22 protein-coding genes are annotated in these 24,187 nt (G+C 68.5%); 6 read left to right on the forward strand and 16 right to left on the reverse strand.

Features of this window, described 5'->3' with window-relative positions; translation table 11 throughout:
* The 9 genes from nrfD to hypF all read right to left on the reverse strand — a co-directional run.
* Positions 1 to 1,132 (reverse strand): NrfD/PsrC family molybdoenzyme membrane anchor subunit (gene nrfD, locus AB1824_00810; GenBank protein MEW5763488.1); only part of this gene is annotated, 1,132 nt, incomplete at its 3' end.
* The gene (gene hybA / locus AB1824_00815) at positions 1,129 to 2,013 is read right to left on the reverse strand and encodes a hydrogenase 2 operon protein HybA (protein ID MEW5763489.1); all 885 of its coding nucleotides are present in this window, start codon (positions 2,011 to 2,013) and stop codon (positions 1,129 to 1,131) included. The genes nrfD and hybA, both read right to left, overlap by 4 nt.
* A gap of 1 nt (position 2,014) precedes the next feature.
* The gene (locus AB1824_00820; GenBank protein MEW5763490.1) at positions 2,015 to 3,142 is read right to left on the reverse strand and encodes a hydrogenase small subunit; all 1,128 of its coding nucleotides are present in this window, start codon (positions 3,140 to 3,142) and stop codon (positions 2,015 to 2,017) included.
* Between the two features lie 333 nt (positions 3,143 to 3,475).
* The gene (hypB, locus tag AB1824_00825; GenBank protein ID MEW5763491.1) at positions 3,476 to 4,213 is read right to left on the reverse strand and encodes a hydrogenase nickel incorporation protein HypB; all 738 of its coding nucleotides are present in this window, start codon (positions 4,211 to 4,213) and stop codon (positions 3,476 to 3,478) included.
* 18 nt (positions 4,214 to 4,231) lie between these two features.
* Positions 4,232 to 4,588, reverse strand: a complete 357-nt coding sequence (locus tag AB1824_00830) for a hydrogenase maturation nickel metallochaperone HypA (GenBank protein MEW5763492.1) — start codon at positions 4,586 to 4,588, stop codon at positions 4,232 to 4,234.
* Between the two features lie 42 nt (positions 4,589 to 4,630).
* The gene (gene hypE, locus AB1824_00835; GenBank protein ID MEW5763493.1) at positions 4,631 to 5,650 is read right to left on the reverse strand and encodes a hydrogenase expression/formation protein HypE; all 1,020 of its coding nucleotides are present in this window, start codon (positions 5,648 to 5,650) and stop codon (positions 4,631 to 4,633) included.
* A complete protein-coding gene (gene hypD, locus AB1824_00840) occupies positions 5,647 to 6,756 on the reverse strand; it encodes a hydrogenase formation protein HypD (protein MEW5763494.1) in 1,110 nt (369 codons plus the stop codon). Before hypD ends, hypE begins: the two co-directional genes overlap by 4 nt.
* A complete protein-coding gene (locus AB1824_00845; protein ID MEW5763495.1) occupies positions 6,756 to 6,989 on the reverse strand; it encodes a HypC/HybG/HupF family hydrogenase formation chaperone in 234 nt (77 codons plus the stop codon). Before AB1824_00845 ends, hypD begins: the two co-directional genes overlap by 1 nt.
* Before the next feature lie 245 nt (positions 6,990 to 7,234).
* A complete protein-coding gene (gene hypF, locus AB1824_00850) occupies positions 7,235 to 9,571 on the reverse strand; it encodes a carbamoyltransferase HypF (protein MEW5763496.1) in 2,337 nt (778 codons plus the stop codon).
* 286 nt (positions 9,572 to 9,857) lie between these two features.
* Here hypF and AB1824_00855 point away from each other — a divergent pair, with 286 nt between their 5' ends.
* Positions 9,858 to 11,399, forward strand: coding sequence for an ATP-binding protein (locus tag AB1824_00855; GenBank protein MEW5763497.1), 1,542 nt, complete (start codon positions 9,858 to 9,860; stop codon positions 11,397 to 11,399).
* The gene (locus AB1824_00860) at positions 11,396 to 11,758 is read left to right on the forward strand and encodes a response regulator (protein ID MEW5763498.1); all 363 of its coding nucleotides are present in this window, start codon (positions 11,396 to 11,398) and stop codon (positions 11,756 to 11,758) included. Before AB1824_00855 ends, AB1824_00860 begins: the two co-directional genes overlap by 4 nt.
* Positions 11,759 to 11,817: 59 nt before the next feature.
* On the opposite strand, the gene AB1824_00865 is transcribed toward AB1824_00860, so the two are convergent.
* Positions 11,818 to 12,552, reverse strand: a complete 735-nt coding sequence (locus tag AB1824_00865; GenBank protein MEW5763499.1) for a TIGR02186 family protein — start codon at positions 12,550 to 12,552, stop codon at positions 11,818 to 11,820.
* Positions 12,549 to 13,460, reverse strand: a complete 912-nt coding sequence (locus AB1824_00870) for a sulfite exporter TauE/SafE family protein (protein ID MEW5763500.1) — start codon at positions 13,458 to 13,460, stop codon at positions 12,549 to 12,551. Before AB1824_00870 ends, AB1824_00865 begins: the two co-directional genes overlap by 4 nt.
* Positions 13,461 to 13,566: 106 nt before the next feature.
* On the opposite strand from AB1824_00870, the gene AB1824_00875 reads away from it, so the two are divergent.
* Entirely contained in the window at positions 13,567 to 14,724 is a 1,158-nt protein-coding gene (locus tag AB1824_00875) for a HAMP domain-containing sensor histidine kinase (GenBank protein MEW5763501.1), read from the forward strand.
* Positions 14,724 to 15,116, forward strand: coding sequence for a response regulator (locus AB1824_00880; GenBank protein MEW5763502.1), 393 nt, complete (start codon positions 14,724 to 14,726; stop codon positions 15,114 to 15,116). Before AB1824_00875 ends, AB1824_00880 begins: the two co-directional genes overlap by 1 nt.
* 71 nt (positions 15,117 to 15,187) lie before the next feature.
* On the opposite strand, the gene AB1824_00885 is transcribed toward AB1824_00880, so the two are convergent.
* From AB1824_00885 to AB1824_00905, 5 genes are all read right to left on the reverse strand, one after another.
* Positions 15,188 to 16,039 carry a cytidylate kinase family protein gene (locus AB1824_00885; GenBank protein MEW5763503.1) on the reverse strand — a complete coding sequence of 284 codons (852 nt, stop codon included), beginning with the start codon at positions 16,037 to 16,039 and terminating at the stop codon, positions 15,188 to 15,190.
* Between the two features lie 100 nt (positions 16,040 to 16,139).
* Positions 16,140 to 18,710, reverse strand: a complete 2,571-nt coding sequence (locus tag AB1824_00890) for a PEP/pyruvate-binding domain-containing protein (GenBank protein MEW5763504.1) — start codon at positions 18,708 to 18,710, stop codon at positions 16,140 to 16,142.
* Positions 18,711 to 18,855: 145 nt separating this feature from the next.
* Entirely contained in the window at positions 18,856 to 19,638 is a 783-nt protein-coding gene (locus tag AB1824_00895; protein MEW5763505.1) for a TIGR02186 family protein, read from the reverse strand.
* A 1-nt stretch (position 19,639) separates the two neighbouring features.
* Positions 19,640 to 20,560, reverse strand: coding sequence for a sulfite exporter TauE/SafE family protein (locus AB1824_00900; GenBank protein MEW5763506.1), 921 nt, complete (start codon positions 20,558 to 20,560; stop codon positions 19,640 to 19,642).
* A 60-nt stretch (positions 20,561 to 20,620) separates the two neighbouring features.
* Entirely contained in the window at positions 20,621 to 21,430 is an 810-nt protein-coding gene (locus AB1824_00905) for a cytidylate kinase family protein (GenBank protein MEW5763507.1), read from the reverse strand.
* Positions 21,431 to 21,673: 243 nt separating this feature from the next.
* Between AB1824_00905 and cobA the strand changes: the two genes are divergently transcribed.
* Together cobA and AB1824_00915 are read left to right on the forward strand one after the other, a co-directional pair.
* Positions 21,674 to 23,380 (forward strand): uroporphyrinogen-III C-methyltransferase, encoded by a 1,707-nt coding sequence (gene cobA / locus AB1824_00910; protein MEW5763508.1) that lies wholly within the window; start codon positions 21,674 to 21,676, stop codon positions 23,378 to 23,380.
* A 34-nt stretch (positions 23,381 to 23,414) separates the two neighbouring features.
* Positions 23,415 to 24,050 (forward strand): bifunctional precorrin-2 dehydrogenase/sirohydrochlorin ferrochelatase, encoded by a 636-nt coding sequence (locus AB1824_00915; GenBank protein ID MEW5763509.1) that lies wholly within the window; start codon positions 23,415 to 23,417, stop codon positions 24,048 to 24,050.
* The last annotated feature ends 137 nt before the right edge of the window (positions 24,051 to 24,187 follow it).

Consider the following 24,187-nt stretch of genomic DNA (forward strand, 5'->3'; position numbering starts at 1 on the left):
TGTAGAGCATGATCTCGAGGGCCACGATCCCGAACGTGATGAACATCTCCGGGACCGAGGGGAAATAGGAGATGCCCTCGCCCGGGTCGAATCCGATGAGGTAGCTGTTGAACCGATAGAGGGTCCCCCCAAGCAGCATGAAGAGGGCCGCGCGGAACTGCACCACCGGATCCAGGCGCCCCGCCTTGGAGGCGAGCATCACGAGGGGCGCGACGGACAGGGCCGTCTCGATCCAGAAGAAGACGCTCATCCATCCGGAGGTGAACGCGGCCCCGAGCGCTCCGCGCCAGATGAGATCCGCGAAGCGAAGGACCAGGTAAAGGGAGAGGACCACGACCATGACGCCCGACAGGCGTCCGAGCATCTCCGTCTCCCGCTCCCTCTTGAAGAAGTGGCTCGCCAGGGAGCCCTCGAGGACCACCACGGCGTAACCCATGGCGATGACCGAGATGAGGAAGAGGAGCGGGATGAAGGGCGTGTTCCAGAGCGCGTGGAGCTTGTGGCCCGCGAGCAGCATGACGGTGCCGAGGGAGGACTGGTGCATGGTGGGCAGCAGCAGCCCCAGGGCGACGATGAAGATCATGAGCTTGTTGATCACGGGGTGGAGGGCCGTCGATAGGCTCTTCAGGATCGGCAGGGGCGCCTCCACCTTCCACTTCTCCATGAAGGCGGGCGAGAGCTCCAGCCAGAGCACGACGACATAGGCCATCACGCAGAGGGCCACCTCGAGTAGCGCCGAGTTGAGGTTCCACTGCCAGAAGCGCATGGGGATCCGGTAGATCCACCAGTAGCGGCCCACGTCCACCACGATGGCGAAGCCGGCCATGGAGTAGCCCAGCGCGCTCGTGAGGATGGCGGGGCGAACCAGGGGATGGTAGACCCCCTTGTTGAGGATGTAGACGAGGATCGCCACGGCGTACCCGCCGCACCCGAGCGCGGTTCCCGTGACCACGTCAAAGGCGATCCAGATGCCCCAGGCATAGCCGTCGTTGAGGGCCGTCGTGGCGCCCAGGCCGGCCAGGAAGCGCCAGGCCAGGAGGAGGACCCCCACGCCGAAAACGGCGAGGAGCCACTTGAAGGGTCGGGTGAGAATGGGGCCGCCGACGGGCGTCGCTTCGAGATGGGCGCTCATGGCTTGGCCTCCTCCGCGGACTGGCCCTTCCGGTTCCGCCAGATCACGGCGCCGAGGATCACGTACAGCACGGCGGGCGTGATGAACCCCTGGTAGACGCCGTGCTGGATCTTCTGGGCCGTCTCGGGGACCGGCTTCTCGCCGAGGTTCGGGAAGCCGAGGGCTTCGAAGGGCACGCCGGCCTTGGACAGGTAGAGGACCTGGGTTCCGCCGCCGTCGCGTTCGCCGAAGATCTTCGGCTCGTAGCGGTCCGGGGCGTCGGCCAGGCGTTTCTTCGCGTCCGCGAGCAGGTCCGCGTACTTTCCGAAGACCACCGCCTGCCGCGGGCAGACCTCGCAGCACGCGGGGTTGAAGGCTTTGTCCTTCCGGTCCTTGCACAGCTCGCACTTGACGATCCTGGGAACGGCCTTTTCCCACTCGAACTTCGGGATCTCGTAGGGGCAGGCGATCTGGCAGTAGCGGCACCCGATGCAGCGGTCCCCGTCCCAGGTCACCACGCCGTGGTCCCGCTTCTGCAGCGCGCCGATCATGCACGCCCCCACGCATCCGGGATCGATGCAGTGCATGCACTGGCGCTTCACATAGGAGATCGTGTCTCCTTCCTTGTAGAGTTTGATGATGTTCTTCGTCTTCCCGTTCAGGTCCGTGGGGTAGTCGTAGAGGCGCTGCGGATCCCAATCCGTGGGCATGTTGTTGGCGTCCTTGCACGCCACCACGCAGGCCTTGCAGCCGATGCAGCGCGTGGCGTCGTACAGCATGCCCAAGGCGTCGGGAGGCGCCACCCGCGTTTCGCGGGCTTCCAGAGAGACGGCGCTTCCCGCGGCCGCGGCCGCGCCCACCCCGGCCATGGCCTTGAGGGCGGTGCGTCGGTCCACGGTCATCTCACTTCTCCTTCTCGGGTTCGGCGGCCACCTTCTTGGCGGCCATGAGGCCCGCGCCGATGAGCGCGCCTCCCACGAGACCCGCAACACCCGTGGCCACCGCGCCGACCTTGCCCTGCTTGCCGTGAATCTCGGGGTAGACGTCGGGCGGAGTGGGCCGGGAGATCTCCACCGTCGAGTGGATCGGCATTTTCCAGAGGACCGATTGCTCCGTGCACCCCACGCAGGGGTGGCCGATGCCGATGGGCCACGCCTCCACCTCGCCGAAGTGCTGGAGGGAGCAGTTGGCGTGCGTCGCGGGCCCCTTGCACCCCATCTTGTAGAGGCAGTACCCGAGCCGATGGGCCTCGTCTCCGAACTGCTGCACGAAGCGTCCGGCGTCGAAGTGGGGCCGCCTCGGGCAGTCCTCGTGGATGACCCGCCCGTAGGCGAACTTGGGCCGCCCCAGTTCGTCCAGAGCCGGGAGCGTGCCGAAGGTCGCGTACTGAAGGGCCACGCCGAGGAAGTTGTAGGGGTTCGCGGGGCATCCGGGAATCGTGACCACGGTCTTGCCCTTGAGGACCTCGGGGGCGCCCGTGGCCCCCGTCGGATTCGGATCCGCCGAGGCGACCCCGCCCCAGGAGGCGCAGGCGCCGATGGCGATGAGGGCGCCCGCCTTGGAGGCCACGTCGTTCACGATGTCCAGGGCCGTGCGCCCGCCGATTTTGCAGTAGATGCCGTTCTCCTTCACCGGAATGGAGCCTTCGATGACGCAGATGTATTTGCCCGCGTTCTGCTCCATGGCGGCGTGAAGCGCCTCCTCCGCCTGGTACCCCGCCGCGGCGAGGAGCGTCTCGCAGTAGTCCAGGGAGACCAGGTCAAGGATGAGCTCCGCGACCTTGGGGTGGCTGGTCCTCAAAAGGGATTCCGTACACCCCGTGCACTCCTGGAAATGCAGCCAGATGACGGATGGCTTGAGTCCCTTGGCGGCGTTCTCCGCCCAGACCTTGGCGGTCCACGCCGGCAGACCCACCGACGCGGCCGCGAGGGTGCAGGTCTTGAGGAAGTCCCTGCGCTGGACGCCTCCGCCGTCTTCGCCGCCCTCACGCGGCCGGACACGATCGTACGGTATGCCCCTTGGCTTTCCCATGGCCACCTCCTTGTTTACGCGACCCCCCAAACAGCGAAAATCTACGATGAAAGATAGGGTGGATGGGAATAAATGTCAACCTTGAGAATCGCCCACATTTTCATATAAATACGCCACTTCGCGAGGGGCCGTTCCAGGGGGATTCCGCCCGGATTAAACGTACCGTGTTGATACATTCATGAACGCTCATTCTCATTCGGAAATCAAACACACAACAAAACCATACACAAACACCCCTTTGCGCGAGCAATTACTTACTGATTGAGGGCGCCTCGGTCGGAAGACTCGGAGGGCGATCGGGCCCCGAAACCGCCGGAAGCCCCCATCCCTCCCCTACCCGAGGAGGGCCTTCCTTTCGGCCTCCAGGTAGGCGGCCAACCCGGAGAGGGATTCGGGGGCCCGGGAGGAGCACGCGAAGACCTTCAGGTCACCCTTGAGGAGGCGCGCCTCCCGCTTGGGCCGCTCCACGTCGAAATCCACATGGGGGAGAAGGTCGGTCTTGGTGATGCAAAAAAACTGGGCGTGGCGGAACGCCACCGGGTACTTGGCCACCTTGTCGTCCCCCTCGGTCACGGAAAGGAGGACGCCGTTGAGGTGGCACCCCAGGTCGTAGAGCCCCGGGCAGACCAGGTTCCCCACGTTTTCCACCACCAGGAGGTCCAGATCCTCCAGGGGAAGAGCGTGGAGGGCCCCGTGGACCATGGCCGCGTCGAGGTGGCAGGTGGATCCCGTGGTCACCTGGCGGACGGGGAGCCCGAGGGCCCGCACGCGGGCCGCGTCGCGGTCGGTGGCGAGGTCGCCTTCGATGACGCCGATGCGCCAGCGGCCGGCCGTGAGCCGGGCCAGGGCTTCGATCAGGCTCGTCTTGCCGGATCCCGGGCCGGACATGAGGTTGACCGCGAGGACCCGGTGTTCCAGGAGGTGCTCCCGGTTTTCAAGGGCCTGCCTCTCGTTGGCCTCGAGCAGGCTCCGATAGAGGCGCGCCTCCTCCCGGTGCGGATGGTCGTGGCCGTGACCCTCGTGGGCGTGTTTGGCTTCCTCGGGCAGACCGCAGCCGCAGGTCTCGCACATCGCATCCTCCCCCGCGGCTCAGGCCGAGCCGCCCACTTCAAGGTCCAGCCCCCTCAGGAGGATGTCGCCCCCCGAAAGGACCTCCATCCCCGGCCGCCCGCAGGCTGGACAGGCCAGGGCGTAGCCTTCGAACACGCTCTCCCGCCCGCATTCTCCGCACCGGGCCCGCACGGGCTCCACCTCGATCCGGAGGGGGGCGCCCTCCAGCCCCGTCCCCTGGCGCGCCATCTCGTAGGCTCGCTCGAGGAGTTCGGGCACCACGCCCGTGAGAAAACCCACCGAGACGGACACCTCAAACACCTTGGAGGCGCCTCGGCGGGCGGCTTCCTCCTCGGCGGTTCTCACGAGGGCGCAAGCCAGGGACCACTCGTGCATGGGGGTCCATCCCCTTTCCTCCAGGCCCCGGATCCACGGGGCCTAGCAAATCCTCGGCAGTTCGGCCCCCGAGAGAAGGTCCAGGGGGCGCTCCTCACCCGAAACGGTCCGGACCGCCACGGGAGACGCCCCGGTCCGGACCGCCTCCACGCGGCCGATCCGCGCCGCGCCGGCTCCGAAGGGGTGGCTCCGGAGGGCGGAGAGGGCCGACTCCTCGCATCCTCCCTCCACGAAGACCAGGGCCCGGCCCTCGCAGGGGCTGGAGAGGGGATGGAGACCCAGGAGGTCGCACACGGCCCGGACTTCGCCGCGGACGGGCAACGCCTCTTCGTCGAGCACAATCCGGACCCCGGCCCGCTCGGCCACCTCGTGGCAGGTCACGAGGACACCGCCCCGGGTGGGGTCGTGGAGGGCCCGAACCGGGGCCCCCGATGCGGCGAGGGCCTCCACCAGCCCGTTGAGGGGCGCCACGTCCGACCGCAGCGCCTCCCCCGCCATGCCGTGGCGGCACGCCATGATCGTGGCTCCGTGATCCCCCACGGGGCCCGTGACGAGGAGCGCGTCTCCCGCGGCCACCCGGTGGTCTCCCCAGTCCCGGCCCGCGGGAACGGAGCCGAGGCCCGCCGTCACGGCATAGATCCTGTCCCCCCTGCCCTTGGGCACCACCTTGGTGTCTCCCGCCACGATTTGCACGCCTGCTTCCCGGGCCGCCTCCGCCGCGCTCTCCGCGCAGCGCCGAACCAGGTTCATTTCGGCCCCCTCCTCCAGCACGAGGGCGAGGGTGAGCCAGAGGGGCCGCGCGCCCGAGACGGAGAGGTCGTTGACGGTTCCGCACACGGCCAGACGGCCCAAGTCCCCTCCGGGGAACTCGAGAGGCTCCACCACGAAGGCGTCCGTGGTCAGGGCCGGGCGCCCTCCTGGCCAGGCCGGCAGGACCGCGGCATCGGAGAGCACCTCCAGGGCCGGATTGGAGAAGAGGGGCAGGAACAGGTCCTTGACGAGGGACCGCGTCAGGCGGCCCCCCGCCCCGTGGCCCATGAGAATCCTGTCAAAGGGTCTCACGCCACACCGCCCGAGGCCCGCCAGCGCTCGTGGCGGTAGTAGGCCGCGCAGGTCCCCTCGCTGGACACCATGCACGCGCCGACCGGAAGGTCCGGTGTGCAGGCCTTCCCGAAGAGCGGGCAGGCGGGCGGATCCACGGCCCCTTTCAGAACCTCGCCGCACAGGCAGCCGGCGGGCTCCTCGGGGGCCGGAACGTCCACGGCCAGCCGGGAAGCGTCCCGATGGACCAGGGACTCCCGAAGCGCCAGCCCCGAGTCCGGAATGGACCCCAGGCCCCGCCAGTCCGAGGCATCCCGACGAAAGACGCGGTCCATCGCCGCCCGAGCCGCCCCGTTTCCCTGCGGCGTGACGGCCCTTCCGTAGAGATTAGAAACCCCGGCCCGCCCCGCGCTCCTCTGGGCGGCCAGGTCGCGCACGCCCGCCAGCACGTCCGTGGGCGTAAAGCCCACGACCGCCGAGGGGATTCCGTAGTCCCTCGCCAAAAAGGAAAAGGCCTCCGATCCGGTGATCACGGAGACGTGCCCTGGCAGGAGAAAGCCGTCGAGGCGAAGCTCCGGATCCTCCGCCAGCACCCGCAGGGGCATGGGGACGGTCTTGTTTCCGGGCAGGATCATGAAATTGGAGAGGCCTTCGCCCTCGGCCTCCTCGAGCGCGGCGGCGATGGTGGGGGCCGTGGTCTCGAAGCCCACCGCCAAGAAGACCACCTCCCGCCCGGGGTTCTCGGCGGCCACGCGCAGGGCGTCCCGAGGGGAGTAGACGACCCGCACGTCTCCGCCCTCGGCCTTGAGCCGTTCCAGGCTCCCCGTGCTGGAAGGCACGCGAAACAGGTCCCCGAAGGTGCAGAGGACGGCGTTTCGCTGTCGGGACAAGGCCTCCGCCCGGTCCAGGTACCCGACGGGCGTCACGCACACCGGACATCCGGGACCCGAAACGAGGCGGATTTCAGGAGCCAGCTTGCCTCGCAGGCCTGCCTCGGCGATGGCGTGGGTGTGGGTGCCGCAGACTTCCATGAGGACCAGGGGGCGGCGGAGGGTGGCCGCTTCCGCCTTGGCCGCCCGCAGGAGCGCCGCAACGGCCCGGGGATCGCGGAACCCCGCTTCCTCCATCACGGGCCCTCCGACTCCAGGCTCGCGGCGATCCGCTCCAGCCCTTCCAACGTGAGCCGCGCCTCCTCCTCGTCCACCTTTCCGATGGCGTATCCCGCATGGATGAGGACGTGGTCCCCCACTTCCGCATCCTCCAGCAGCATCAGGGACACGGAGCGCCGCACCCCGTTCAGCTCCACGGTGCCCTCCCAACCGTCCTTCTCCACGAGCCGCATGGGAATGGCCAGGCACATGGCGCGCTCCTTCCTCCCCGTCGGGATGAGTTTCTAAGATGGGCCGGCGCCCGAGAAAGGTCAAGAGGCGGCGGAGCGGGGAGGGGAGCGCAGGGAGTCGTGGAGCCCGATCGGCGCGGCTCGCGTCGACGAGACGCCCGAAGCGTAGGCCGGACTTGGCCTCTCCGATGAGGTTGCCTGCGTGAACGGCCGGACAGGGATTTCTGGCAGGGTCCCCGCCTGAACCCCGATCCCGTCCGGCCCGCTCAGGCTTCGCTCTGGAGGTGGGCCAGGACGGCCTGGCCGTAGGCGAGGCCCCCGTCCCCCGGGGGGACGGTCGCGGGCAGGAGGACCTCGAAACCGCGGGCGGACAAGGTGGCCGAGAGCCCTTCCCGCAAGAGCCGGTTCACCAGGCACCCGCCGCCGAGGGCCGCCAGACGGACGCCCGCCGGCGCGGCCTTAAGGGCAAGGTCCGCCGCGAGGGAGCAGAAGGTCGAATGGAACCCCGCCGCCGTGCGCGCGCCGTCTTCCCCGCCCATCAGCCGGCGGGCCGCCGCCGCCAGGAGTCCCGCGAAGGGGAGGCGCGGAAAGGAACCGCCCCTCAAGAGGCCGACCTCGTCCCAGGGCTCCGCCGGCCAGGCCCGACAGGCCAGGGACTCCAGGCGCGCCGCGGCCTCCCCCTCGTAGCCGTTCTCCGCGGTGAGCCCAAGAAGGGCTCCCGCGGCTTCGAAAAGACGGCCCGCCCCCGAGGCGAGAGGCCACCCACCCCCGGCCAGGGCCGCCACGTTTCTCGCCTGGCCGGGCTCCACGATCGCCCACAGGGGCAGGCGGTGCAGCTCCGCGGCCATCCCCGCCGTCGAGAGGGCCGCCACCGCGACGCGCCAGGGCTGGCGAACGGCCGCCTCCCCTCCCACCAGGGACACGGGCTCCAGGTGGGCGAGCCTCGTCCAGGACCCGTCGCCTCGAACTCCAAGCCATTCGCCGCCCCAGGAGGTGCCGTCGGGGCCGAAACCCGTCCCGTCCAGGATCACCGCCAGAGCCGTCTCGCCCCGGGCCGGCCAGCGCCCGTGCTCCGAGAGGACGGCGGCGGCGTGGGCCGCGTGGTGCTGGACCCGCACGACCCGCCCCCCCCGCTCCCGCGCCATCTCTTCGCCGAGCCAGGCGCTGGCGTAGTCGGGATGCAGGTCCACGGCGATCACGCCGGGAAGGCATTCGAGGAAGTCTTCCAGGCCTTCCGCGGCCTCGCGGAGGAAGGCCCGCGCGGCGTCCGTATCCAGGTCGCCCACGTGCTGGGAGAGAAAGGCCGCCTCGCCGGCTGCGAGGCAGGCGGTCGTCTGCAGGTGGGCGCCCAGGGCCAGGACGGGACGTTCCGCGGGGCGGGGCAGGGGCAGCGGTTCAGGCACGTACCCCCTGGACCGGCGGAGGACAAAGGCCCCGTCTTCCGCGCTCCGGACCACCGAGTCGTCCGTCCGGCGGACCACGTCCCGGTCGTGGAGCAGAAAGAGATCGGCCAGCCCTCCCAGCCGGTGGAGGGCCTCCCGGTTGCCCAGGGCGATGGGTTCGTCCGAGAGGTTTCCCGAGGTCATCACGAGGGCGTCGTAGGGGGCATCCCGGAAGAGTTCCACGTGAAGGGGCGTGGTGGGGAGCATCACCCCGACGTCCGAGATGCCGGGAGCCACCCCCTCGGCCAGAGGGAAGGGGGAGGCTTTGCGGACGAGGAGGATGGGGGCGCGGGCCGAGGCGAGGAGGGCTCGGTCGGAGGCCGCGACGCGCGCGGCCTTCTCCGCCGCGCGGGCGTCCCGAACCATGACGGCGAAGGGCTTGGTGGGCCGGGCCTTGCGGCGCCTGAGTCGAGCCACGGACTCCTCGCGGTCGGCGCGGCAGGCGAGATGGAAGCCGCCGAGTCCTTTGACGGCCACGATGGCGCCCTCAGCCAGGGCCATGCGGGCCTTCTCCAGGGCCGCCTGCCCCTCCGCCTGCGTCCGCCCCTCCCCATCCGTCAGCCAGAGCCGGGGGCCGCACTCGGGACAGGAGACGGGCTCTGCGTGGAAGCGTCGGTCGCCGGGATCCTCGTACTCCTTCCTGCAGTCCGGACACAGGGGGAAGCAGGCCATGGAGGTCCTCTCCCGGTCGTAGGGGAGAGACCGGGCGAGGGTGAATCGCGGGCCGCAGTTCGTGCAGGTCGTAAAGGGAAATCGGTGGCGGCGGTTCTCCGGCTCGTCCATGTCCCGGCGGCAGTCGCCGCAGAGGGCCGCATCGGGAGGCACCAGGGCGCGCCGCCTCGGCCCCTGCTCCGACTCCAGGATGCGGAAGCCCTCCGCGCCCAGGGGGGCCACCTCCCGCTCCGCCACCTCGTCGAGCCGGGCCAGAGGAGGAAGCGCGGCCCGCAAGCGGCCCGCGAAGGACTCCACCTCCTCGCCGGGACCTTCGATTTCCAGGACGACTCCGTCGGGGCCGTTGAGAACCCAGCCCGAGAGGCCTGCGGCGACGGCAAGCCGGTACACCGTGGGCCGGAAGCCCACGCCCTGCACGAATCCCCGGCACCGGATGCGCCTGCGCTTCACGTCCATGCGCAAGGCAGGGTAGCAGAGGCGGAGCGGCAAAAGAAGAACCCAGGGAAGCCGCCGTCGACCGCGGCGGAAGACGCTCCGGCTCGTGCGTCTGCGCGGATTCTCCGGACGAGCCTCCTTCTTCCTCCCGGGCACCTCCCTTCCCGTCACGGTTGTTCAGGGAAGCCTCGAACGAGGTCCCCCGCCCGCTTCTCCGAGGCGGAGCGAGGGCCGGCCCCCCTGACCGCGGGGGGCAGGCCTCCTGGTCGGCCCCTCCCTTTCTCAACGGGTCCCTTCCTGCGAACCGCCGGCCGCTGTAGAATCACCTGGAGGTCGAGACATGAAGCCTGATGCGGCCAAGCCGTCGGCGGACCATCCCGAGTACACCCTCGGGGCCCGGGAGGCGGAGCGCTTGAGGGAGGCCGAGCGCGCCTTCCTGGACCGCCCCCAGCTTTCCATCCGGGCCCGGATCGCCTCGGGGTTTCTGCTGTGCTTTCTCCTCGTGGCCCTCACCGCCGCGGGAAGCCTCGGACTCCTGTACGGCGTCAAGGCCAAGGTCCGATTCCTGTCGGCCTCGGAGTCGTTGAGCGGACATCTCCACGTCGCACGGTCCCACTTCCGGGATTACTTCCGGGAGGGCCGGGGGCTTGCGGAGGCCCGAAGGGAAGCCGAAGCGGCCCTGGACCACTACCGCGAGAACACGGTGGTCCTCCTGGCCGTGGCCGGCCCGGAGGACCTCTCCCGGGTGAGCCGCAACCTCGTCCGCCTCTCGGAGGCTCTCGCGGAGGCCTCCTCCATCGAGAGGTACGGGGCCTGGGACCCGTCCCTGCGGGACGAGGTGGAAGGGACCTTGGAGAGGGAGAGCGGACAGGCCCTGGAACTCATGGACCAGCTCATGACCCGGGAGGCCGCACAAGCCGGACGCCTCCTGTCCATGGCCCAGATCCTTCCCTTCGCCTCCCTCGCCATCCTGCTCCTGATCATCTTCTGGGTGGCCTGGATCCTGGCCAGGACCATCACGCTGTCCCTCCAGCGGTTCCACGAGTACACCCGTCGCATTTCCGCCGGCGACTTCAGCCCCATCACCCCGGCCAAGCCTTACCGGGACGAGTTCTCCGACCTCGCCCTGGCGGTGAACCGGATGCTCTTCGAGCTGAGGGCACGGGAGGCCCAGGTGACTCGGGCCGGCAAGCTGGCGGCCCTGGGCACGTTCACGGCGGGCATCGCCCACGAGTTGAACAACCCCCTGAACAACATTTCCATAACGGCCGAAGCGCTCCTCGAGGAATGCCGCGAGGGCGGGGACTCGCGAAAAGCCCGCCTGCTCAAGTCCATCTACAACGAGGTCCAGCGCGCCGATGCCATCGTCAGGGGGCTCCTGGATTTCACGCGGGACGAACCCTCCCCTCTCGCTCCGCTGCGCTTGCTGGACCCCGTGGAGGGGGCCGCCGACCTGCTCGCCAACGAGATGGCGCTCTCCTCGGTGGTATTCGACAACCGGGTCCCCGCGGACCTCCCGCCTGTCCGAGGAGATTACGACGCCCTTCGCCAGCTCTTTTTCAACCTCTTTCTGAACGCCGTGCAGGCCATGCCGAAGGGGGGGAGGCTGACGGTGACGGCCGGGCCCCGCGAGGGCGGAGGGGCGTGGGTGGAGGTCACGGACGAGGGATCGGGCATCCCCGCCGAGGCGCTCCCCCACGTGTTCGATCCCTTTTTCACCACGAAGGAGCGCGGAAAGGGGACGGGCCTGGGCCTGGCCATCTGCCACGGAGTCGTCGAGCGGCACAAGGGCGAGATCCACGTGGACAGCGTCCCCGGGCGGGGGACCACCGTGCGGTTGCTCTTTCCTCCGGCCCCCGGCCCCGCGGAGGCCGCCCCATGACGGGGGGCGCACCGGCCGTGCTCGTGCTGGACGATGAGGCCATCGTGGTCGAGCGCCTCACGGAAGCGCTGTCCCGAGCCGGAGCGGAGGTGGAGGGGTTCACGGATGGAGCGTCGGCTCTGCGCGCCCTGCGGGAGAAACCCTTCGACGTCGTGGTAACGGACCTGAAGATGCGCCCCCCGACGGGAATGGACGTGATCCTCGAGGTGCGCCGCCTCCGCCCCGAAGCGCGAACCGTGGTCATCACGGGCTACGCGGACCGGGAGACCTTCGAGCACATGCGGCGCCTGGGCGTGTCCGCCTTCGTGGCCAAGCCCTTCCGGCTCAAGGACGTGGTGGACAAGGTCCTCGCTCGCTGAGCGGGCCTCGGTTCTCCACGGGAGCCTCGCCCGACCTCGCGCCGACGGGCGTCCGGGCTTCAATGCCCTTGAAGACGCGGAAACACCGCGCCGACGGCGGCCCCCAGAAGGAGGGCCAGGAGGGCCGCCCCGGTTCCGTAGAGCGCGGGGGCTTGCCTCGCGGCGGCGGTGAGGAACGCGGCGAGACCGGTCCTGCGCACGGGGACTCTTGTCTCCGACTTTTCGGCCACGCGTCCCTCCCGGCAGAGAAAGACCTTTACGTTGAGGATGCCCTCTTCCAGGCGCGGGGGAAGGTCGAAGCCGGCGGAGAAGGTCCCGTTCCGGCGCTCCACGCCGTGATCTGCTAGGGAAAACCGGCCCGATCGGCTCCGGACCCGCAGGACTTCCTCCGCCTCGTGGGCAACCGCCGCGCCCGCTCCCAGGGACTCCCGCAGCGGGGCCAGCCCGAGCCCTTCCCGCCTCCGTTCCTCCCCCGTCAAGAGCTGATGGAGATCCCCCTCGGAGGCCAGGAGGTACAGGGTCGGGGCCTCCCCCACCGGAACGCCGCCCTGCGGAAGCCAGAAGGGTCCCGTCCGTCCGAGCCTGACGTGGGCCTCCGATCGCCATTCCCCCTCCACGAGCACCACGAGCGCCCCTTCGTCCGGGGCCGGTCCCGTGACCTCCAAGCGGACCCCTCCGTAGAGGAGTCCCTGGGCGATCTGGCCGGGGCGGACCTCCACGCGCAGGGGCCGGGCCGCGGCTCCGAGGGCGGCCGCTAGGCACACCCCGATCCAGAAGAGGCCGGCCCTCCTCACGGGTGGCCTCCCCCCTGGGTCAGGAAGGTGGCCGGGAGAGTGAGGAGGTCGTCGAACATCTTCAGGGACAGGAAGAGGAGGAGCAGGGCGAACACGACCCGGAGCTCCGTTCCTTTGAGCCTTCTTCCCACGGCGGCGCCGGCCTGGGCGCCGACCGTGGACCCGACCATGAGGCACAGGGCCACGACGACGTCCACGGTCCGGTTGACCGAAGCCTGGAGGACGGTGACCCCGAAGGCCGTGAAGAGGATCTGGAAGAGGCTGGTGCCCACCACCACCCGCATGGGCATTCTCAGGAGGAAGGTCATGGCCGGGACGAGGAAGAAGCCGCCCCCCACCCCCATGAAGGCCGCCAGGAGCCCGACGAGCGCCCCGAGCGCGAGGGGGGCCAGAAGGGAGACGCGAATCCCCGATTCGGGAAAGGAGGCCTGGAAGGGCAGAGCCCTCAGGAATCCGGGCGTCGGAACGGTGCCCTTTTCCTCCTCCCGGTCCCGGATCCGGGCCAGAAGCCCTTCCACGAACATCACCACGCCGAGGATTCCCAGGAAGGCCACGTACAAGAAGACGATGACGGCGTCCAGGTTTCCGCTCCTGCGGAGAATCCGGACCCAGAAGGTTCCGCCCGCTCCGCCCAGGAGGCCTCCCGCGAGGAGAACGAGCCCCATCCGGAAGTCCACGTTGCCCTGGCGGAGGTGGGCGAGCACGCCGGAGGCGCTGGTGCCCACGATGGCGTTGGTGTCGGAGGCGGCGGCCACGGCCGGGCTGATCCCCAGCATGATGAGCAGAGGCGTCAGGATGAAGCCGCCGCCCACCCCCAGCAGGCCCGAGAGGAACCCCGCGAGACCTCCCGCCGCGACGAGGAGCCAGAGGTTCATGGGCAGTCCGGCCACCGGAAGGAAGATCGTCATCGCCCGCTCACGCCACACAGCCTGCAGGAAACCGCTTGGGCTTTCAAGTCCGCCTTCCGCCTCCGCGCCGGAGACGCTATACTCGCTGACCAGGAGGCGCCCGCCCATGTTCACCGCACGAGGTGCCCGCGGCACCGATGCGGAAGGCCCCGCCCACGGCGCAGGACCCGATTGGGAGTTCGAAGCGGCCAGGGGAGCCCTGTTGGGGCGCCCCAGGGTCAGCATCCGCCTGAGGCTCTCGGTGGGACTCGCCCTTTGCTTCCTCCTCTGCGCCGCCGTCGTGTGGACCTCGCAAGGCGCGCGTCCGGCCTCTCCTGCGGAAGCGGACCTCGCAAACCGGGTTCCCCTCCTGCTCCTCGCCCTGCTGTTCCTCGCCTTCGTGGCGATCGCGTTCCTTTTCGACCGGGCCCTCATGGGCCCCATCCGGCGCTTCGAGTCCTACACTTCGCGGGTGGCGCGGGGAGATTTCAGCCCGATCGGCCCCACGCGGTGGTATCGGGACGAGTTCACCGATCTCGCCCTGGCGGTGAATTCCATGCTCCGCGAGCTGGAAGCACAGCAAAACCAGATGGTTCAGGCCGCCAAGCTCACCACCGTGGGCACGCTCACGTCGGGCATCGCCCACGAGCTCAACAACCCGCTCAACAACATCGCCATCACGACGGAAGCCCTCATGGAGGACTTCAAACGGCTTTCCGAAGGGGAGAAATGGAAGCTCCTTCAGGACATTTACTTCGAGACCGAGAGGGCCGGCGAAATCGTCAAGAGCCTCCTCGACTTCACCCGGGAGGAGAGGCCGGAATCGGTTCCCGTGTCCCTGGCGGAGGTCGTGGAATCCACCCGGCGGCTTCTTCACAACGAGATGGACCTGTCGGGGGTGAGGTTCGCGGCGGAGATTCCGGAGGACCTGCCCACCGTGCGCGCCGCCGTGAATCCCCTTCGGCAGGTCTTCTTGAACCTCTTCATCAACGCGGTCCACGCCATGCCGCGGGGCGGAACTCTTTCCGTCCGGGCCATGAGAACCGACTCGGAGCGGGTCTGCGTCGACGTGACCGACACGGGCACGGGCATTCCGGCCGAAGTGCTTCCCCGAATCTTCGATCCCTTCTTCACGACCAAGGAACCGGGCAAGGGAACCGGCCTGGGGTTGAGCGTATCCCTGGGCATCCTGCGAAAGTACGGCGGGGAAATGCGCGTCGTCAGCGAAGTGGGCAAGGGAACTACGTTTCACGTGTGTTTGCCGGTGATGGAGACATCCGGTTGATGCCGAACCCGGAGGTGGTCATGGCGGCCCAGAAGCGCGTGATGGTCCTGGACGACGAGCCCATCGTGGGCGAAAGATTGAAGCCGGCGCTGGAGAAGGAGGGCTTCGAGGTGGAGGTCTTCACCGACAGCGAAAGGGCCGTCCAGCGTCTCGCAGAATCACCTTTCCATGTGCTCGTTACGGACCTGAAAATGCGCGGCCCTTCGGGAATGGACGTTCTCCGCTACGTCAAGGAGACCGCCCCCTCCACGGCGGTGATCGTCATCACCGGCTACGCCACCATCGAGACGCACCACGAGGCCGAGGCGTGGGGCGCCGCGAAGTTCGTCCCGAAGCCCTTCAAGATTCAAGAAATCGCCCGACTCGTTCGGGAGGCCGCCGGCCCGTCCTGAGCCTCCCGATCCAGACCCTCTATCCGATCCCGCCGCCAGGGAGCGCCTCTCCACGCCCGGTGAGGACCCGGTCAAGCCAGCCGGGACATCCTCAGCAACCTTCGTCCGACGGGCGCGACGGGCATGAGGACTCGGCCGATGGCCACGTCGGCTGGGTTTGCGGGATAGCTGTCCCGGAGGTAATCCCGCACCTTCCGAAGAACCGCGTCTCCGGTTCTCCCGAGCGTGACATGAATCCGTCCGCCCCGGGCGATCACTTCCACGGGGACGCGGAGGCCGCAGGGCTCTCCGGTGAGGTCGAGCAGTATCCGGGATTCCAATGCAAGATCCCGCATCCGGCTGCGGCTCTCCTCCGTGGGTTGGAATTCCGCTCCGACGGCGAGGGCGCCGAGAATGGGCAAGGCCGTCCGGAAGGAGAGCCTTCCCGTCCAGAGGACCAGGTCAAAGCCGTCGGCTTCCTGGACGGCGACGCCATGGACGTAACGGACCCACGATTCGATGTCCCGATCCACGGAGGTCAAGAACTCCTCGGCCTTGGCGCTCGGAAGCCTCAACCGCTCCTGCACACGCTCCACTCGGAGGCTTCTTGGGGAAAACACACCGACCCTGGACACATGCCGAACTCCCGGCAGAAGCCTGTGGCCCGCCCTACCGTAGTAGACCAGGGGACCCCTGGACCACATTTCGCAAAGCAGGGCCGTCATTCCTGCCAGATAACGCCTCCGGAGGTAATCGAAGCGGGGCCCGGAAATGCGGCCCCTGGAGGCCGCCACCTCCAGATCCCCCAGGTGCACGTCCTGTTCCGCCAGGCGCGAGATGGCCTCCTCCCGCGTAAGGAGATTCCACCCGATTTCTCTGGCCAGGCCGGCGGCCAGGCGTTCTCCCCCCCCAAACGGGAGCCCCGCGATCATCAGTATGGTCATGCACGCTCCCCATGAACCGTCCCCGAAGGGCGGCCCCATCATACATCGAGCGGAGTGGGACCTTCACACAACGGGGGCGGGACCGCCCGCGCCCGTGGATCTACCGCCCGCTTTCCCGGGGGGGGCGACAAGGCGACGCTTCCGGGTCGAATCGGTAATTCCCCGCCATGAACTGGGCCACATACCATTCCATCGCCTCGTGGCTCTCCATGTACATGTCCAACTGGCTGGAGCAAGCCATCAAGCGGCCCAGGATGTCCAGGGCCGCCGCGGTCTCCTCCGCGGTGCCCTTCCTGTGCCAGGCGTTCACGACGTCCCCTCTCCGGTCCGCCAGGAATCCCTGGCGAGAGAGCACCTTCTCGATGAAGACCGCCCGGAGGTTCCTGCGCCACCGGGTCGCGCCGCCGCCGGCGAAACGGAAGGAGATGTAGTTGGCGTTGGCCTGATCCGAGAGGCACGCGTCCACGAGCGTGAAGTGGTAGGCCAGACGGCTGTTGAGGTTCATGTACTCGTCGGCCACCAGGAGGTAGCTCCGCTCTCCCAGGGCCCTCCGGGCGCTGGAGTGGGATGCGAAGGATCCCGCCACCACCGAGGCGAGGCCGTTCAGGCTGGCCGGCATCTGCCGGCTCCAGGACACGCCGGGATGGGTGACTCCGCACCAAAAGGCCGCGAAAGGCCGGGATGTGATTTGCTCGGGCAAGATCTCCCTCGTCTCCGGGTCCTCAAGCCGCACCCCCCCTCCCAGGTCCAGGACGAAGAGGCGGATGGGTGTCGCCGCGACGAGCCTCCTTGCGCTCAGGGGCGACCGATCCGCCGCCCTGTCGTTCACTGAAAACATGGTTTCGATGGCCTTCTCGTGGGAAAACCGGAGGATATCGTGGGCGGACCGGCACCCCGAAGCCCGAAAATTGAAGGCCGACGGGTCCACGAGGTTGAGCGTCAGCAGGCTGGAGTGGATCGGATCCTCCCTGAGCTCGGCGTACCTCTCCCCGAGGGGGACTTCGGCGGTGGGAGCGGCCCAGAGAATCCCGCCGTAAAGGGCCGGACTGCCGGCGTCCAGGCTCACCTCCGAACCGTGGGACGTGCGCTCCATCGCGTGGGCCATCTGAAACGCGGACGGGATCTTGAACTCCCTGAGGAGCGCAGCGCCGTGGCCCGTGACGATCCCCCGTTCCGCAACGACTCCGGCGATTCGGTTCAGGACCTTGACGATGTCGGGCATGGGGCGCCGCACGAAAAGAATGGCTCCGGAGGGCACGTGGGCGAGGGATTCAACGTCCTCCACGTGAAACGCCGGTCCCGAGGCCCGGCCGCCGTAGATGGTCTTCCCACCCTTCAGGAGGGGCTCGGCCCTGGGGTTTCCCCTGGACTTCCCTCCGCCTGACTTGAATCCGAGGGCGAGGTCCCGAGTCTGGACGATCCACAGGGCGCCGTCTTCGTCGAGGACCCACTCCACGTCCTGCGGGGCCTTGAAGTGGGCCTCGAGCCGCACCCCCCAGTGCGCCAAAACCTGCAGATCTTCCGTTTCCATGGAGGATCCTCTGGACTCGTTCACGTCGAGGATTCTCCTCGCTATCCCCCCCCGTTCCCCGAGCACAACTTGGGATTCCTTTCGGGTGATATGCCGTTCAAGGACCGCGTGGCTCCGACCCCTCGCCAGTACGAACAGGTCGGCGGAGGCGCTCCCCCCGGCCAGGTCCACGCCCAGCCCTCGAGTGGCCGTGATGAGAAGGTTACCCGAGCTCGGCTGGTTCGGGTCCCTCGTGTACAGAATCCCCGCCGCCTTCGCTCGCAGGACGGGAATCACCAGGACCGCCATGGGGCTTTCCACCTCCCCGATGCCCCGCGAGCGGCGGTACGCGATGGCCCTCTCGGAGAAGCGGCTCGCGAGCACCTTCCGGTACGCGTCGAGGAGCTGGTTCTCCGGAACGTTGAGGAGGCTCAAGAACTGTCCGGCGAAGGTCTGCGGCCCACCTTCTCCCACTGCGCTGGAACGGACCGCGAAGCCCTGGCCGAGTGTGTCGAGGCGCTTGGCTCTCTCCATCAGAGCCACTTCCACGGCCCGGGGGATGGGCGCCTCGAGCACTTTGGCGACCAGACGCCGGGAGGCCTCCCGAATCCCCTCGAGATCGTCCGGATCCACCTCCCTCAGGGCATCCCGGATCTCCCGCCAGAGCGGGATGCCCACGGTCTGGCGATAGGCTTCCGTCGTCAGGACAAAGCCCTCTGGAACGGGCAGTCCGACGTGGTTCCGAACTTCTCCGAGGTAGGCCGTCTTTCCGCCCACTTCGTCCGAAGCACGAAGGTCTATCTCCGCCAGGGATGCGGCGAGCCGCGGAGTCTCCCTCTCCTGCCCCGCCGCGACGAAGGCCTCCACCTCATGGCGCTGTCTGGCCAGGAGCCTCACCAGCCGCGGGAACTTGTTCTCCGTGAGGGTCTCCAGTGCCTCGACGGTCCCGCGGGCCCGGTCGAAGACCTCGGCGATCCTCGGACCGATCACGTCCCGGAGAGGGGGGACGTACTGGAGATCCTCCTGGAGGGACGCCATGCGTTCGAGGCACTCGTTGTTGTAGGCGAGGAGGTCGCGGAAGCACCGGTAGTGCTCCCGCATGCGGGCCTCCGCGGAACGGACTTCCGCGTCGGTCCCCTTGCCTCTCCACGGAAGCCACATGGGCAGGCCACCTCCGCGATCGGGTCCTCGGGCCAGGTGATCACCGCTGGAGTGGGGACCCTTAGCGGTCTATTCCTCCCCGTGAGCGATTTTGGCCGTACCCGCCGGAAATGCCCTCGGGCGCCTTTCCCTCCCGGCGTGTCTCTTAGTGGGCGGAGACCTTTCCGCCCAGCCTGGAGGCGATGAAATCGATGCCCAGGCCCGCCAGCGTGGCCACGAGAATGCACAGAATGCCGTACAGGACCGCCCGGTCCTTGGCCATTCCGGCCATCTTCTCGGGGAACCCCACCTTCAAGACCTTGAGGGGAAGTTCCGCTCGAGACAGGACCCTTCCGTCCCTGCAGGCGTACACTTCCAGCCGGTAGTCCGCCGGCGGGGCCACTTTGGGCCAGGCGAAGGAGACGGCGTAGCGGCTCGAGTTCTCCCCCGGCGTCACCGCAACGGTGCCCTCGTTCACCTGGAGGATCCCCTGATCGGATTTGAGCTTCAGGTAGTTCTCCCTCACGAGCGGCTGGTCCATGACCGGCGGGTCCACCTTCATTTGGGCCTGGATCGAGGTCACGTCCAACTGGCCCGCCTCGAGGGCTTCCCGGGAGAGGAGGTCGGCCAGCGGGGCGCTCGAGAAGCCGATGAAGAGGGCGGGGACGCCGGCGATGCGGACCTTCCCCGCATTGGCCCAGATGGGCCCGAAGCGGCCCTTCTTGTTGAAGGACTCCTCGATCTGAGGTCCTTTCACGACGAGGTACACGCCGCTCCCGGCGGGCACTTCGCCCTCCACCCGGATCTGGGCCCCGCCGTAGAAGGCGTCCATCCGGATCACCTCCGGACTGATCCGGGCCGTCGGTGCGGCGGGTTCCTGAGAGAATCCGGAAAGCGCAAAGGAAAGAACGGCCAGGGCAACCAGCGATGCGGTTCGTGCGCGCTTCATGTCAGTGCCCTCCCCCCGTGGCGTACGAAAGAAGGCTCGCCGGCGTGACCACCAGGCTGAACGCCATCTTCACCATGACCAACAGGACGATGGAGGCGAGGAGAATCTTGAGCTGATCGCCCCTCAGCCGCTTGCCCACCCGGGCGCCGATCTGGGCCCCTATCGTGGATCCGATCATGAGGAGCAGGGCCAGGACCAGGTCCACCGTATGGTTCGTGGTGGCCTGCATGAAGGTGACCCCGGCGCAGGTGAAGAAGATCTGGAAGAGGTCGGTTCCCACCGCCACGTGCATGGGCATCCGCAGGAGGTACACCATCATGGGGACCATGATGAAGCCGCCCCCCACGCCCATGATGGCGGCGAGAATCCCGACGACCATGCACAGGAAGAAGGGAACGAACACCGAATGCTGGACCCCGGCGGTGGGGAAGTTCATCTGGAACGGGAGCCGGGAGAGTAGCCCGGGCTTCTTGACCGCCCCCGACTTCTTCGGGGCCATCCCGCCGCGCCGGAGGGCGTTGAGGCTTTCGAAGAACATGTACCCCCCGACGCTTCCCAGGACCACCACGTAGGTCACCGTGATGAGGAAGTCGGCGTTGCCCATGGCCCGCAGGACCTTGATGATCCGCACGCCGATGGCCCCGCCCACGAGTCCCCCGATGAGGAGAATGGACCCCAACTTCACGTCCACGTTTTTCAGGCGGAAGTGGGCGGCCGCCCCGGACGCCGAGGCCGCCACGATCTGGCAGGAGTCCGAGGCGGCCGCGACGGTGGGCGGGATGCCCATCATGATCAGGATGGGCGTGAGCAGAAACCCGCCTCCCACCCCGAACATCCCGGACATGAAGCCGACGATGGCTCCGGCCCCCATGACCAGGAACAGGTTGATGCTGATTCCGGCGACAGGTAAGAAGATCGACATGTCCCCCCCTGCTCGGCCACGCCCCCCATGATTTCCGCGGGTGCCGGGCCCTCTCCCGGGCTACGCGCTGGGCGGCTGGACCAGTCCCTCCAAACTCACGCTCGTGACCCCCTGAATCTTCCAGACCACCTCCTGGACCTCCTTCACTTGTTCGCGGTTGGCCAGTTTCCCCCGAATGGTCACCGCCCCCCCATGAGCCTCCACGTCCACTTCCAGCGTGCCCGTGGCCGGATGGGTGACGAGGCTGGCTCGGATCCGGCTGGCGAGGGCCAGGTCCTCCATGGCCGCCATCGAATCCTCCGTTTCCTCGAACACCCGCTGCCTCGCGACGGAGGCGATGATGTCGCACGCCTCCTTGATGTCCATGTACTCGAGGTTCAGCACGATATCGTAGAGGGAGGGTTCGCCCCAGTCCACGCCGTAGAGATAGTGGGTCCACTTCTTGCGGTCCTGGTCCATCTTCTGGATGTAGGCGACGGATTCCTCGCGGGTCATCTTGAGCCGGTCCTGGACCATGGCCACCCGGTGTTCGAAGGGCGCGATGATGCGGGTCCTCAGGACGTGGCTCACTCCCCGAAGCAGAAGGTGGCCCGCGTTGCCGTGGTAGATGGCTTTCCCCCCCCGGACCTCCTCCGTCAGCGCGGCCTGGATCAGGGTGAGGTAGACGTACTTCTTGTGGTTGAACCGGTCCCAGAACCCCGGGGGGTTCATGAGGGCGCTCCGGAGTTCTTCCTGGGTAACGCCGTACGCGGCGGCCCGCTCCACGATCACGTCGCGGTCCACGCACCGGTAGCTCAGGTTGTCGGCCAGGCACTCGGCCAGGATCTTGCCGCCGCTGAAAGACCCGCGGGAAATGGTGATGACCGCCATGGCCGACCCCCTCCGTATAATTTGGACACGCCCCGCATCGGCGTCAACAGGATGCACCCGGGCGAGGCCTCAAAGCAAGGGGTTTCGAATCCTTTTTCCGCGCCTTTTCATAACATTTTGTTACAATCCCCCACCTCGGACCGCGGGCCCGTCCTTCCATTGACCCCTGCCGGCCCCCATGCTACACAGGCCGCTCGGTGATCCCCATCCCCCGAAGGGAAGGACCCCGAAGAGGGACATCGCATGAGACCCGGCAAGGTGTACATCGTGGGCGCGGGCCCGGGCCACCCCGAACTCCTCACTCTCAAGGCCGCGGCCCTCCTGCGCCAGGGCGACGTGATCGTGTACGACCGCCTGATCCAGGAGGAGGTCCTCGCCCTCGCCAAGCCCTCCGCCGAACGCCTCTACATGGGGAAGCCCGTAGGCAAGCACGACTCGCGCCAGGACGAAATCCACGAGGTGCTCGTCCGGAAGGCCCGAGAGGGGAAGGTCGTCGTGCGGCTCAAGGGCGGAGATCCCTTCGTCTTCGGACGGGGGGGCGAGGAGGCCGAGTACCTGGCCGCCCACGGCGTGGCCTTCGAGGTCATCCCCGGCGTCTCCTCCGCCCTGGCGGCGCCTCTCTCGGCGGGCATCGCCGTCACCCACCGGGAGAACGCCTCCTGCGTGGCCATCGTCACGGGCCACGAGGCCAAGGACGAGGAGACCCGCATCGACTGGGAGGCCCTGGCCCGCCTCGACACCCTGGTCTTCCTCATGGGCGTGAAAAACGCGGGGCGGATCGCCTCCCGCCTCATCCGCCATGGGCGGAGCCCCAAGACCCCGTGCGCGTTCATCCAGATGGCCTTCTGGCACGACGAGGCCGTCCTCGTCAGCACGCTGGGGCGCGTGGAGGAGGACCTCGCCCGGGCGGGGATCCGGCCGCCCGCCACTTTCGTCGTGGGGGAGGTGGTGCGCCTGAGGGAGAAGATCAGCCATGCCGAGCGGGACCTCGCACGGCGCGCCGACGGCTCCGCCCGCTTCGACCCGTCCCCCGTACCCGATCAGCTTCTCCGCCTGGCCTCGGCGGGCCTCGGCTCACAGGCTTTGGGTCTCGCCCTCGAGGTCTCCCTCTTCGACCGCACCGAGACGCCGGAACCGCCCGAGTCCCTGGCCGCCGCGCTGGGCTGGGACGCGTCCGCCGCCGTGGAGATCCTGGACGCCCTCGTGGCCTTGGGACTGCTCGAAAAGCGGGAGGACGGCTACGGCAACCTGGAACTCTCCTCCCGGTACCTGCGGGACGGTTCGCCCCATTCGCTCCGGCCCACGCTCCTCCACCAGGCGTCCCTCTCCGTTTCCTGGGACCGCCTGAAGGCGTACGTCCAGGAGGGGTGCCGCGACTTCGTGGCCCCCGATCCGAACCCTGCGGGGGCCGCCGCCTGCGAGGCCCTCGCCCGATTCGCCGCTCCCGCCGTCGTGGAGAAACTCGATTCACGGCCTCCGGGCCCCGTTCTCCTGATTGGCTGGGGAGGGGAAGCCTATGCCGAGGCCCTCCGCACCCGATGGCCGGACCTGGCCTTTTCCCACCGGAACCCCTTGGAAGGCCCGGACCGCGGGCTTCGCATGCTGGCCCCGATCCCAAGGGAGGGCGCCCCCTTCGGTACGATCTTCCTCTCGGGTCTCCTGGCCTCCTCCAGCCGCGGCGACGTGCAGAAGATCCTGGAATGCGCCGTTGAAGCCCTCGATTCCGGCGGCCGGGTCTTCCTTCACGACGCCTTCCTGCCCTCCAGCGTCCTGCCTCCCCCCGAGGTGGTCCTCGGCGCCCTCGGGCGGCGGGTGGCCCAGGGAGGATGCCGCACCTGGAGCGTCAACCGGCTCGTCCAGACCCTGGACGCCCTCGGCCTCTGCGGGGTGAAGGTCCACTCCCTTCCCGCGGGCACCCTTCTGGTGGAAGCCGGAAAGGCGTCGGCGTGACGCCCCCTCCTTCAGGGTCCGAGGGAGGAGAACCGTGAGCTACTTCGTCAACCTCAACGTCAAGGGCCGCAAGGCCGTGGTCGTGGGCGGAGGGAACGTGGCCCTCCGGAAGGTCGGCGGCCTCCTCGCCGCCGGAGCCCGCGTCTCGGTGGTGGCCGAATCTCCCCACCCCGAGATTCGCCTCCTGGCCGCGGCGGGGCGCCTTCGCCTGGAAGCCCGCCCTTACGCCGATGGAGATCTGGAAGGCGCCTTCCTGGCCGTGGCCGCCACCGACGACGAGGAGGTGAACGCCCGCGTCTCCGCCGAGGCGGTGCGGCGCGGGATCCTCGTCAACGTGGCCGACCGACCGGCCCTCTGCACCTTCACCCTGCCCGCCGTGGTGCGGCGGGGGGACCTCACCCTCGCGGTGGCCACCGACGGCCGTTGCCCGGCCCTTTCCCGTGCCCTCCGGGAGGAACTGGAGAACACCTACGGGGAGGAGTACGCCGGGCTGACGGACCTGATGGGGAGCCTTCGAGGGCGGCTCATGGCCGAGGGACGCCCCTATGGCGAAATCCAGAAGGCCCTGGAGGCCCTCTACCGCGGAGGGGCCCTCCGCCTCCTGGCGGAAGGCGACCTCGAAGGGCTCCGCGACCTCATCCGGCGAACCTGCTCCCTCGAAGAAGATTAGGCCCATCCGCACGGCTGTCCGGGGTTTTCTTGACCCGTCTTGCGCTACCCGCCTTCCGGAACGAAGCGGAGGAAGGCGCCTCCCGACGGCGGTGGGCCGAGTGCAAGGAAGCCGACGCGGCACCCGACCTCATGGAC

It is taken from the genome of Acidobacteriota bacterium (assembly GCA_040752915.1).
Classification (GTDB): Bacteria; Acidobacteriota; UBA4820; order UBA4820; family DSQY01; genus JBFLVU01.